The sequence below is a fragment of the Sphingomonas sp. Leaf198 genome (genome assembly GCF_001424005.1).
Classification (GTDB): domain Bacteria; phylum Pseudomonadota; class Alphaproteobacteria; order Sphingomonadales; family Sphingomonadaceae; genus Sphingomonas.
Genome location: NZ_LMPX01000001.1, coordinates 1480809 through 1493218 on the forward strand (window position 1 = coordinate 1480809; position 12410 = coordinate 1493218).

Annotated in this window: 9 protein-coding genes; 3 read left to right on the forward strand and 6 right to left on the reverse strand. The window is 67.0% G+C overall.

Annotated elements, in window-relative coordinates:
- The first annotated feature begins 23 nt into the window (after positions 1-23).
- The gene (locus ASG20_RS06495; protein WP_056049972.1) at positions 24-440 is read left to right on the forward strand and encodes a response regulator; all 417 of its coding nucleotides are present in this window, start codon (positions 24-26) and stop codon (positions 438-440) included.
- A gap of 456 nt (positions 441-896) precedes the next feature.
- On the opposite strand, the gene ASG20_RS06500 is transcribed toward ASG20_RS06495, so the two are convergent.
- The 5 genes from ASG20_RS06500 to ASG20_RS06520 all read right to left on the reverse strand — a co-directional run bounded on the left by ASG20_RS06500 (position 897) and on the right by ASG20_RS06520 (position 6451).
- On the reverse strand, positions 897-1166 hold the full coding sequence (locus tag ASG20_RS06500; protein WP_056049975.1) for a hypothetical protein: 270 nt from the start codon (positions 1164-1166) through the stop codon (positions 897-899).
- A gap of 128 nt (positions 1167-1294) precedes the next feature.
- Positions 1295-2335, reverse strand: coding sequence for an acetate/propionate family kinase (locus ASG20_RS06505; RefSeq protein ID WP_056049978.1), 1041 nt, complete (start codon positions 2333-2335; stop codon positions 1295-1297).
- Positions 2323-4707 (reverse strand): phosphoketolase family protein, encoded by a 2385-nt coding sequence (locus tag ASG20_RS06510; RefSeq protein ID WP_056049982.1) that lies wholly within the window; start codon positions 4705-4707, stop codon positions 2323-2325. Before ASG20_RS06510 ends, ASG20_RS06505 begins: the two co-directional genes overlap by 13 nt.
- A 2-nt stretch (positions 4708-4709) precedes the next feature.
- Complete coding sequence (adhP, locus tag ASG20_RS06515) at positions 4710-5741, reverse strand: alcohol dehydrogenase AdhP (RefSeq protein ID WP_056049985.1); 1032 nt, start codon at positions 5739-5741, stop codon at positions 4710-4712.
- 26 nt (positions 5742-5767) lie between these two features.
- Positions 5768-6451 (reverse strand): NAD(P)H-dependent oxidoreductase, encoded by a 684-nt coding sequence (locus tag ASG20_RS06520; protein ID WP_082470765.1) that lies wholly within the window; start codon positions 6449-6451, stop codon positions 5768-5770.
- 639 nt (positions 6452-7090) lie between these two features.
- Between ASG20_RS06520 and ASG20_RS06525 the strand changes: the two genes are divergently transcribed.
- Both ASG20_RS06525 and ASG20_RS06530 read left to right on the forward strand, forming a co-directional pair.
- Complete coding sequence (locus ASG20_RS06525; RefSeq protein WP_056049988.1) at positions 7091-9946, forward strand: DUF2339 domain-containing protein; 2856 nt, start codon at positions 7091-7093, stop codon at positions 9944-9946.
- On the forward strand, positions 9943-11289 hold the full coding sequence (locus ASG20_RS06530; RefSeq protein WP_056049990.1) for a DUF3999 family protein: 1347 nt from the start codon (positions 9943-9945) through the stop codon (positions 11287-11289). Before ASG20_RS06525 ends, ASG20_RS06530 begins: the two co-directional genes overlap by 4 nt.
- Before the next feature lie 78 nt (positions 11290-11367).
- Here ASG20_RS06530 and ASG20_RS06535 read toward each other — a convergent pair whose 3' ends face one another.
- Entirely contained in the window at positions 11368-12306 is a 939-nt protein-coding gene (locus ASG20_RS06535; RefSeq protein ID WP_056049993.1) for a LysR family transcriptional regulator, read from the reverse strand.
- Between the last annotated feature and the right edge of the window lie 104 nt (positions 12307-12410).

Below are 12410 nucleotides of genomic sequence, written 5' to 3' on the forward strand. Positions count from 1 at the left end.
GAGGGTCGAGAAGGACCCGCCCGATGACCGACCACGCTCCCCAATCGCATGACGGCATCGGCGTTTCGCTGGTCGACGGCAACCCCGCGATCCGCCGCGCGCGCCAGATCATGCTGCTCTCCGAGCATTACGACGTCCGCTCCTATGCGACCGGCGCGGCGCTGCTCGCCGACCCCCGATCGCGCGACGTGCCCTGCATCGTCGTCGATGTCGAAGGCACGGAGGGCACCGGCATGGCCACGCTCCAGGCGATGCGCGCGTCGGGCTGGCGCGGCAAGGCGATCCTGCTCGACGGCACCGCCCCGCCCCCCGCGCTGGTCCACGCCGCCGAACGCCACGGCGACCGCATCCTCGACCGCACCGCTGGCGACGCACCGCTGCTAACCGCGATCGCCGCGTCGATCGACCGCGGCTGGTCCGGCTGGAACGCGGAGGGGTGACGGTCGCGTGAGGACAGCCTGTTTCCCCGCGAGGCGTAGGCCCAGACTGGGCTACCGCCTTCGCGGGAGGGCAAAAGCGTGTTCGATCCGCGAGCGCCATTCGAGCGCCCTTCCCACGCCCACATTGATCGCTGTGGCGCGCTAGATAGTTCCCGATTCTGGGCCGCCACATCCCGATCCTACGGTTTGGCAACGCCCAATTACCGTGGATTACGCCATGAATTTAGCCATTCGATCGTTGCCGGCTTCGACGACCACAACTGACCGGCGAACTGCCGATCATTGAGCCGATCGCCTGACGCAGGCGCAGGGCTCCACAGCAATCCTGTCGAGCGATGCCCCCGTGGTGGTCCAAAGCCGACCTCCCCAGCCTTAAACCATGCTTCCCGGCGTTCGCCAGCGCTGCGGCTGCTGCTCGCCACACTTCGCTGCGCACCATAGCAGCGGGAATGCGGGCTAGCAGGCGAGCTTGAGCGTCAGGCGCGGACGGTTCGCGATCGGCCGGAGGCGCGGCGCGGCGCCGATACTCCGCGCCGCCAACGTCGGCACGGGTTCGGCTATCAAGCCGGCGGCCTGGACGGAAAGCGCTTCCAGCGTCTCGTCATAGAGTCGTGCGAGCAGTTCATGAGCCCGGCGCGCGCACGGCCCTGCGGCGGCATCGGCCATCGCCCGCGTGGCGTCGAGGCGGCGCTGGAAATAGAGTATCTCGGTGTGGATAGCGTTCATCACGAACTCCCCGCCGGTCGCCCCCGCTGCCGCACGATGCGGGTGTCGATGAGCCGATCCGTATCCGGACGGTAGCGAGCGTGGACGGCGGCGTCGGGACTCGGAAAGCACGTACCTCGGCAAGGTCGTCAGGCGAGTGCGGCGGCGTGCAGCGCGATTTGCGCGTCTTCCTGCGAGGGTAGTATACGGATTTCGAGCCCCGGCATCCAGGCCAAGCCGTCGCGAACGGCGCGGCCGGTGAGTCTGTCGTTCTCACCGATGCCCCCCGTCAGCACGAGCATGTCGGCGCCGCCGAGCGAGGCGATCATCGCTGCGATCTGCTTGCCCACCGACCGCTCGAACATCCGGACGGCGAGGTCGGCGTCTTCGGTCGCCGCAGCGCGCAGGACGCGCATGTCGCCGGACAGCCCCGAGATACCCGTCATCCCGGAAGCATGATCGACCAGCGTCGCCAGCGTCTTGGCGTCCAGCTCGGTTTCTCGCAGCAGGTACAGCAACACGCCGGGATCGATATCGCCCGTCCGCGTCGCCATCATCACGCCGCCCGACGGGGTCAGCCCCATGCTGGTATCGATCGATCGCCCATCGCGCACGGCAGTCACGCTCGCGCCGTTGCCGAGATGCGCGATCACCAACCGTGCGGGCATATCGCCGCCGAGTTGCCGTACGATCGACTCGCAGGACAGGCCGTGGAAGCCGTAGCGCCGCACGCCGGTCGCCTGGTACTCGTGCGGGATCGGCAGCGTCCGGGCGATGTCGGGCATGTCCGCATGGAACGCGGTATCGAAGCACGCGATCTGCGGCACGCGCGGATAGCGAGCCTCTGCGGCCCGGATCAGCGCCAGCGAGGCAGGGCCGTGCAGCGGCGCGAACGCACATGCCGCCTCCAGATCCGCCAACACCGCATCGTCGATCCGGCAATGCGCGTCGCGGTGCGGGCCACCGTGGACGATCCGGTGACCGATCACCGTCAGCGTCGGCCACCCCGTCAACGCGGTCTCGATCGTATCGAAGAAGCGCGCGTGATCGTCGCCATCATTGTCAGGCGTCTCGATCGTCCCGCCGACGAGCAGGACGGGCTCCGGATCGACCGCGTACAGCCCGTATTTGAGCGATGACGACCCGCTGTTGAGCGCGAGAACTACCGCGCCCCCCTCTACCGTGCCCATTGCCAGTCACGCACCTCCGGCAGATCGTCGCCCTGCTCGGCGATGTAGAGCTTGTGCCGCTCCATCGTCGTCCAGTAGCGCGCCGTCTCGCGCGGCACGCAGTCGCGAAGCCGAGGCACGCGCTCGATCGCGTCGAGCGCCAGCCGATACCGGTCGAGATCGTTCAGCACGACCATGTCGAACGGCGTCGTCGTCGTCCCCATCTCCTTGTACCCACGCACATGGATATTGCCGTGGTTCGCGCGCCGATAGGTCAGCTTGTGGATCATCGCCGGATAGCCGTGGAACGCGAAGATCACCGGCTTGTCCGCCGTGAACATCGCGTCGAACTCGCGCTCGTCGAGCCCGTGCGAATGTTCGGAGCGCGGTTGCAGCACCATCAGGTCGATCACGTTGACCACCCGGATGCGAATGTCGGGCACGTAGGCGCGCAGCATCGTCACCGCCGCCAGCGTCTCCAGCGTCGGCACGTCGCCCGCACACGCCATCACCACGTCCGGGTCCGCATCGTCGCCCGCCCAGTCCCAGATCCCCGCGCCCGCGGTGCAGTGCCGCACCGCCGCGTCGATCCCGAGCCATTGCCACTCTGGCTGCTTCCCCGCGACGATCACGTTCACATAGCCGCGACTGCGCATGCAGTGATCGCCGACCGACAACAGGCAGTTCGCGTCGGGCGGCAGATAGATCCGCGCGACGTCTGCGGTCTTGTTCGCGACGTGATCGATGAACCCCGGATCCTGGTGCGACAGCCCGTTGTGATCCTGCCGCCAGACATGCGACGTCAGCAGGTAATTGAGCGACGCGATCGGTCGCCGCCACGGGATGCCGCGCGTCACCTTCAGCCACTTGGCATGCTGGTTGACCATCGAATCGACGATGTGGACGAACGCCTCGTAACACGAAAACAACCCGTGCCGCCCGGTCAGCAGATACCCCTCGAGCCAGCCCTGGCACAGATGCTCGCTCAACACCTCCATCACCCGACCGTCGGGCCCCAGATGCTCGTCGACCGCCTCGATCTCCGCCATCCACACCTTGCCCGACACATCGTACACGTCGGCAAGCCGGTTCGACGCGGTCTCGTCCGGCCCGAACAGCCGGAAGTTCATCGTCGCCAGATTGAGCTTCATCACGTCGCGCAGATACCGGCCGAGTACGCGCGTGGCCTCGGCCTTGACCTTGCCCGGCACGTCCACCGCCACCGCGTACTCACGAAAATCGGGCAGCGACAACGGCACCATCAGCTCGCCGCCATTGGCATGCGGGTTCGATCCCATCCGCCGGTGCCCGGTGGGTGCGAGCGAGGCATACTCCTCGAGGAACTTGCCCGTCTCGTCGAACAGCTCTTCGGGCCGGTAGCTCCGCATCCACGCCTCGAGCTGGCGCAGATGCTCCGGATCCTTGAAGTCCGCGATCGGCACCTGATGCGCGCGCCACGTACCCTCGACCGGCTTGCCGTCGACGAACTTCGGCCCGGTCCAGCCCTTCGGCGTACGGAACACGATCATCGGCCAGCGCGGTCGCTCGGGCTTCACGCCCTCGACACGCGCCGCCGCCTGGATCGCCTGGATCCGCGCCAACGCCTTGTCGAGCGCCGCGGCAAGCTGTTGGTGGACCGCCGCCGGGTCGCTGCCCCCGACATAATAGGGTTCATGCCCATAGCCGCGCAGCAGCGCATCGAGCTCATGCCCATCGATCCGCGCGAGGATCGTCGGATTGGCGATCTTGAAGCCGTTGAGATGCAGGATCGGCAGCACCGCGCCGTCGCGCGCGGGGTTGAGGAACTTGTTCGAATGCCAGCTCGCCGCCAGCGCGCCGGTCTCCGCCTCGCCGTCCCCGACCACGCACGCGACGATCAGGTCGGGATTGTCGAACGCCGCGCCGTAAGCATGCGCGAGCGAGTACCCGAGCTCGCCGCCTTCGTGCATCGATCCCGGCGTCTCGGGTGCGACATGGCTCGGGATGCCGCCCGGCCAGGAGAATTGCCGGAACAGCCGGTGCATGCCCGACCGGCTCCGCTCGATCGCGGGATAGCGTTCGGTGTACGAGCCCTCCAGATAGGTGTTGGCCACCAGCCCAGGCCCACCATGCCCCGGCCCGATGATGTTGATCATGTCGAGGTCATGCTCGACGATCAGCCGGTTGAGATGGACGTACAGGAAGTTCAGCCCGGGCGTCGTCCCCCAATGCCCGAGCAGCCGCGGCTTGACGTCGGCGATCGTCAGCGGCCGATCGAGCAACGCATTGTCCCGCAGGTAGATCTGCCCGACCGACAGGTAATTCGCGGCCCGCCAATAGGCGTCCATCCGGCGCAGCATGTCGTGGGACAGCGGGTGCGTCTTCGCAGGTGCCAGCGTTGCAGTATCGGCCATGTTCAGCTCCCGAAATCGAGGACGACGCGCGACGCGACCTGCCCGTGCTGGAGCCGGTCGAAGATGTCGTTGATCGCCGACAAGGGCTGCACTTCGATATCGGCCTTCACCTTGCCATCCGCGGCAAAGGCGAGCGCCTCCGCCATGTCCTTGCGCGTCCCGACAAACGAGCCGCGCACCGTGATGCACTGCGCCACCACGTCGAACAGCGGCATCGGAAAGTCGCCCGGCGGCAGGCCGACGAGCACGCACGTCCCCTTGCGCCGCGTCATCGCCACGCCCTGATTGAACGCGGTCAGCGACGGCGCGGTGATCAGCACGCCGTGCGCGCCGCCTCCCGTCCCGTCCTTCAGCGTCGCGATCGCGTCGGGCTTGCGCGCGTCGATCAACAGTTCCGCGCCCAGCGCCTTGGCATGCGTCAGCTTGCCCTCGTCGACATCGACCGCGGCAACGCGCAACCCCATCGCCTTGGCGTACTGCACCGCCAGATGCCCCAGACCACCGACACCCGAGATCGCGATCCACTCGCCCGGCCGCGCTGAAGTTTGCTTGATGCCCTTGTAGGTCGTGATGCCCGCACAGATGATCGGCGCCGCCTCGACCGCGGACAGCCCGGCGGGAATATGCGCGACGTAGTTCGGGTCGGCGAGGATATACTCCGCGAACCCGCCATTGCGCGTGTAGCCACCGAACTCCGCCTCGGCGCACACCGTCTCCCAGGCGGACAGGCAATATTCGCAATGCCCGCACGCGGAGTACAGCCACGGTACACCGACCCGGTCGCCAAGCTTCACGATCGTCACCCCGGCGCCGACCTCGACGACGATGCCGATCCCCTCATGCCCCGGAATGAACGGGGGTGTGGGCTTGACCGGCCAGTCGCCGTGCGCGGCGTGCAGATCGGTGTGGCACACCCCGCATGCTTCGGTCTTGACGACGATCTGTCCGGGCCCTGCGACCGGTACCGGCCATTCGCGCAAGGACAGGGGTTTGCCGAACGCCTCGACGACGGCGGCGTGCATCATACGGGTCATGGACTGTCCTAGAAGATGCGGAGAGCTCAACGCGCCATCCGCGCGGCCAGTGCGGGATCGGCCAGCAGCGCCTCGTCGCCGAACGCGATCTGCGCGCAAGTCCGCTGCGCCTGCGCCGCGACCTCGCGCAGATACTGGTCGGCGAACCGCGCACTGAGGCCCGGCACGATGTGCGCAAACCGGCGATGTTCCTGCGATCGCATCCCGAACGCATGCACCAGATACTGGTCGAAGACGCTGTTGAGCCCCTGCCCCTGCCCCTGTTCGTCGAGCCAGACCTTGCTCGCCGCGGAGGTCGAGAAGCTGACCAGCCGCTTGCCGCCGAGCAGGTCGGTCCGCACCCGCCCCTGCAACGCCTCGGGCTGCACGCCTGCGCCGAACACGCGTTCGACATAGCCCTTCAGCATCGCCGGCGGCGTCCCGAACCAGATCGGATACACCAGCACGAACACGTCGCAGCCGGCGATCGCGTCGACCTCGGCCAGTACGTCCGCCTCATATACCGCGGCGACGTTGGTCGGCCGCTCTGTCGCCTTCAGAACCGGATCGAACCCCATAGCGTACAGATCCCGCAACACGACCCCCTGCCCCGCCGCGCGCACCGCGTCGCAATAGGCGCCCGCGATCGCATGGTTGAAGCTCGACGGATCGGGATGACACAGGATCACGGCATGCCGTCCGCCTGTCGTGCCGCGCTCGCCACCTGCCATCGTTGCGTCCTCGCCAAAGTGTCACGATCCCCGACGGCCGCAGCGAAGCGTGGCGCGATCCTGCGGGGCATCTGGTCCGGCCGTTCTATCCGTCGACGGCCCCCGAAGTGACCCTCGGAAAGTACGCAGGTCGCAATGCGGCTGCGGCGTTCCGATACGTATTCAAGCTTTTTTCCGATGTGATCCGGTCAGTTGGAATCGTGCGACGGTGGCAGCCGCGCGCCTGTGACTCGCTATCTCTGGACGCTTGAACGGCCCTTTTGATCAGTCCCGGCTCAAGCGGCCAGTTCGTGTAAAGTCATCGGTCACCGAACCCGCGGCAGGGCATGTCAAAAAGTGGGGTGAAGCCATCGTTCCCAGTTCTCCACGTGAATGACGCCTTTCGGCGGAGAGCAAACGATCACGCCCTGCAACAATGCCATCGTCGATCGACCGAGGTTGGGTTGCTAGCCGACCAGCAGGTTTCGATCATCGTCTTCTCGAGTCGACGCCTCTTGCCGAGCAGTCTCCATGGTACTGTCTGCCCTCTTCATCTTCAGTCATCAGTATCGCCATCACCGGTCGATCGTCGCTCGACCGATCGTTGCGGGTACGGCATGATCGACCCGATCAGCGCCGACGCGCACGGGAGCGAAATCGATGATCTTGTGGATGGCTATACTTGGCGCGCTGGTCGGATGGTGCCTGGTCGACTTCGAGGAATACGGTTTCCTCCTTGGCAGCATGGTGGGCGGCGCCGCCGGATGGATCATGGCGCGCCACATCCGCGCGCAGATCTCGGCCGCGACCGCCGGGTTGCAGTCTCAGATCGACCTGTTGCTCGCCCGCGAAATAACGCCATCGCCGTCCGCCATTGCTGCCCACACGACCCCGCCATTCGAGCGCGGCGCGAGCCCAGCGCGCGTCGTCACACCGCTGTCCACGAACCGGCCGACGATCCTGCCGGATCGCGCGACGCCATCGTCCGCTGCTTCTGGCAATGTCCTGCCGCCAGCGACACCGGCTCCGCCGCCCGAGCCGGGCCTCGTCGAGACGCTGGTGGCAAGTGCCTTTGCCAATGCGAGAAACTGGCTGCTCGGCGGCAACACCATCGTCCGCATCGGCTTGGTGATCCTGTTCGTCGGACTGTCTTTCCTCGCCAGCTATGCGGCCTCGGCCGGGCTGTTCCCGATCGAGCTGCGACTGGTCCTGATCGTGGCGATCGGCATCGGCCTGCTGGCCGTCGGGTTCAGGACCCGGACGTCGCGGCCGGGCTTTGGCCTTGCGTTGCAGGGCGCGGGCATCGCGACGATCTACCTTACCCTGTTTGCCGCCGCCAAGCTGTTCGATACCATCCCGATCGCTGCGGCCTTCGCGCTGATGATCGTAGTCTGCGCGCTTGGCTGCGCTCTCGCGCTGCTCCAACGCTCGCAGGCGCTGGCGACAACGGCGTTCGCGGGCGGCTTTGCGGTGCCGCTGCTGCTGGCGGGCGGTGGCGGCAGCGTCGTCGGCGTGTTCGCCTATTACACGATCCTGAACCTCGCGATCCTGTTCATCGCGCATCGGCAATCGTGGCGCGTACTCAACCTGACCGGCTTCTTCGCGACATTCGGCACCGCAACACTGTGGGGCATGACCAGCTACCAGACATCCGATTACGGCGCGGCGCAGGCCTTCCTCATCGTCTCCGTGCTGATCTACGTCGCGACTGCGGTGCGTTACGCCCGTGCGACCATGGGACTGCTCGGCAACGTCGTCGACACGACCTTGATGTTCGGGCCCGCGCTGGCGGGGTTTGGGTTGCAGGTGGGACTGGTCCACGACCAGCCGTTCGGCAGCGCGTTCGCCGCGCTCGGCTTCGCGGCGCTGTACCTTGCGGTCGCGATGTGGACGATGCTGTACCGGCACGACAGCTTCCGGGTCATGAACGAGACGATGCTGGCGATAGGCATCGGCTTCGTCACGCTGGCCGTGCCGCTGGCGCTGGGCGCACGCTGGACCTCGGCCGCCTGGGCGCTGGAGGGCGCGGGCGCGTTCTGGGTCGGCATGCGGCAGGCGCGTTGGATGCCGCGGCTGTTCGGCCTGCTGTTGCAGGCGGTGGCGGCGCTGCTGTATCTCGGTGACCTGCATCCGACAGTGTCGGCGGTCCCCCTCGCCAATCCCAATTTTGTCGGAGGCATGCTGATCGCGCTCGCCGCGCTTGCGACCGCGTGGTGGCTACGCGCGCCGCTGCCGCACAGCGCGTCTCGTCTGGCGAAAAGCTATGCCGTAGCGGAGGTCGCCCTCGCCGCGCCCGCGTTTTTGGTCGGGTTCGCGTTCTGGTGGCTGGCGTGGACGCTGGAGGTTGGGCGCAGCGTCCCCCCGTCCGTCGCAGGCCTGTCACCGGTTCCGGTCGTGGCGTCCGGCGTACAACCGCTGGCGGTGATGTTGGCCTATGTCGCGAGCGCGTGGGGCGCGCAAACGATTGGCCGACACCTGCGCTGGCCGGTGGCAGGCTGGCCCAGCTATGCGACGCTGGCCGCTCTTGTACTGGCGTTCGTCGACCTCGTCGGGTCGGGGCGGCATGTCCTCTACTTGCCCGATGCGGCGATCTGGATCGGGGCGATCGGGCTGCATGTGTGGATGCTGTACCAAAACGATGCCGCGCCCCGCATCGATCCGCGCGATGCCGTGCTCCGCGCGAGCCATATCGGCGGCGTCTGGCTGCTGACCGCGATGCTGACCGACGGACTGTCGCTCGCCATCGACCGTGCGGCGCTATGGGACACCGCCTGGGCGGAGGTCACGTTCCTGGTCGCGACCGTAGCGGTCTTGGTCGTGCTGACACTGTGGGGCGCCCGCGCTATGAAGGGAACCCTCGGCTCCACGCACTGGCCGCTCGACCGCCACGCCGTCGACTATGGCTGGTATGCGGCAGCGCCGATCGCGGCGTTGGTGTTCGTCGGCTCCTTGCTGACGGCGATGCTGTCGTCGGGCAACGCGATTCCCCTGCCCTATTTTCCATTGCTCAATCCGGTCGATCTGGCGCTCGGGCTGTCCTTGCTCGGACTGGAGCTATGGCGACGGACCATCCTCGCGAGCGACCCGGTGCCGCCCGGCGGCGGCGTGCTGCGCAGACGCGGTGCGATGGCGGCACTTGCAGGACTAGCCTTCGTCATGGTCAACACGGTGTGGCTGCGGATCGCGCATCACCTGCTGGGCGTGGCATGGGACGGCAACGCGCTGCTCGACAGCTTCGTCGTCCAGACCGGCCTTGCGATCCTTTGGACGCTGCTCGCGGTGGCGCTTATGGTAACTGCTCATCGTGGCGGTCGAAGGGTGCAGTGGCTGGTCGGCGCAGGGCTGTTGGGGCTGACCGTGGTCAAGCTGCTACTGGTCGATCTCAACAACGCGGGTGGCGGCGCGCGCATCGTCGCGTTCATCGTCGTCGGGATGATGATGCTCATGGTCGGCTATCTCGCGCCGTTGCCGCCGCAAGCTTTGACGGCGCCGGACAGCGAGGACACATCCGCATGACCACGATCGGCAAGCTGGCAGGGCTCGCCCTGGCTGCATGCGCGCTGGCGGGCGCCGCTCCGACCGGATCGTCCGATGATGCCGCCTCGTACGCGGTTCGCGTCCCCATCACTGTCGCGGCGGGATCGCCGGTGCAGCGACTGGCGATCCCGCCGCAGATACTTGCAGTGGCGCAGACGGCGGACCTGTCCGACCTACGCGTCTTCGATGCGACCGGCAGGGCGATGCCGATAGCACGTCTTGCACCCGCCGCGCCGGCGACGCGGCGCACCCTGCTGCCGGTGCTGCCGATCATGGGCGCCGCCGATGCGCTCGATGTGACGGGCGTATCGCTCAGGCTCGACGGCGACGGCCGCGCGCGCGTTGCGGAGGTCACGGGGACGGTGCGTGACGCGCCGACGATCGCGACCGTGCTTGGTGTGCTGCTCGATACCCGCGCCATCGTGGGAGAAGCCCGCAGCCTCGCGGTCGGAATCGACATGCCCGCGGCACAGCCGGTCACCCTCACGGTCGAGGCGAGCGACGACTTGAAGACCTGGCGGTCGATCGGCGAGAAAGTGGTCTATCGGACCGCAAATGCCCGTCAGGCCGCAGTCGTCGTTCCGCTCGGCGAGGCCGTGCTGCACCGCGACTACCTCCGCATCGTATGGCGCGGTACGTCGCGGTTGCTTTCGCCGGTAACGATCCACCGCGCGCTGCTGATCACGCGAGACAAAACGACGGGTGGTGGCCCTTCGGTCGAGGGCTCGGCACCGCCGCTGACCGACGCTCATGCCATCGAGTTCGGTATTCCGTTCGCGGCGGCGATCTCCGCGATCAGGATCGTTCCCACCGGCCGCGACGTCATCGTGCCCATTCGTCTCTTCAGCCGCGACGATCGCGAGCAGCCGTGGCTGGCCCTGGGCGAAAGCACCGCGGCACGGTCGGTCGAGGGCATGACGGCAACGCAGGACGATATCGGGCTGGATGGCGGGGCACACCGGACCGTACGGATCGAAGCCGCCCAGCGCTCCGCCGGCTTCACCTCTGCGCCCATGGTCACCTTCCATTTCGCGCCCCGCGAGATCGCCTTCCTGGCGATCGGTACGCCGCCTTTCGTCGTTGCTGCCGGACAAGCGGGGGTAGCTGATGCCTATCTACCGCTAGCCAGCGTACTGACGCAGGCACCGAACGGGCAGTTCGCGATCGCGAAGACGGCGCTAACCCGTGTCACGGTTCGTCTGGCGCCGATTGGCGACACCAGCGCGATGCGGAAAGGACTGCTATGGACGATACTGCTGATTGCTACAGGCGTGCTTGGGATGATGGCGTGGTTCTTGTGGCGCAACATGGCATCTAGATGACCCGCTTCCCGACACTCACGTTTCGTTTCTCGGATCGACATATTCAGGCGTCCGTTCATCCATGCGGTACGTCCGTAATTAAGATATAGTCGGTTCCACGCGCATAGAGGCCTCGACGTCTGCCAGATTGCGTCGCAAGGCGGGGCCAAGATGGTCGATCAGCGCCCGCACGCTTCCATGAGACGCGCGCCCGGCCGGGAATACCAAATGCACGGGTACGGGCGGCTCCTCCCATTCCGGTAGCAGGCGTATCAGGCGGCCGTCCGCGATCGCGTCGACGATTTGATAGGAGCGAGCCTGAATCACGCCGTGGCCGCGCAAAGCGGCATCGATGGCGGCGGCTGCGTTGCCGATGCTGAGCCGGGGCTGGACCCGGACCGATCGCCGCTTGCGCGCGGGGGGCGTAGGGCTCGCGAACGTCCAGCGCTCGCCCTCGGCCGCGACGTCTAAGCCGATGCACGCGTGCTGCTCGAGATCGACCGGGGTCGCCAGAGGCGCTGCCTTGTTCAGGTACTCCGGGGATGCGCACAGCAGCGTACGGACCGCGCCGATCCGGATCGCGCGCAGCGAAGAATCGCCCAGCGGCGCCAGCCGCACGGCGAGATCGACCCCTTCCCCGATAAGGTTGACCAAGCGGTTCATCAGAAGAACGCGTGCCGACACCAGCGGATGATCGTCGAGAAAGCTTTCGAGGAGCGGCAGGACGGCGATGCGGCCAAATAATTCGGGCGCGGTGAGCACGATATTTCCCTGGACCGGCGCGCCCGCGCCGATCGGCGCAAGGTGTTCGAGCTTCTCGAGCACGTCCCGCCATACCGCCACGTGGTGCTCGCCGGATGCGGTCAGGCTCAGCTTGCGGGTGGAGCGCAGCAGAAGCGTCTCGCCGGCGTCCCGCTCCAGCAACGCGACCGCGCGCGTCACGCTGGCCGGCGATCGCCCGTAGCGTTTGGCCGCCGCGGCGAGCGACCCGCGATCCACCGCGGCAACGAACAGCGCCATCGCTTCCAATCGATCCATCGTTTCGGATCCTGTAATCAAGCCTGTCATTATGCAAGGCTAACCGCCGCTCCCTGCAAGACGTACATGAGGTCGGCAAGGAGGCCGCATGCGCCATCGACCGA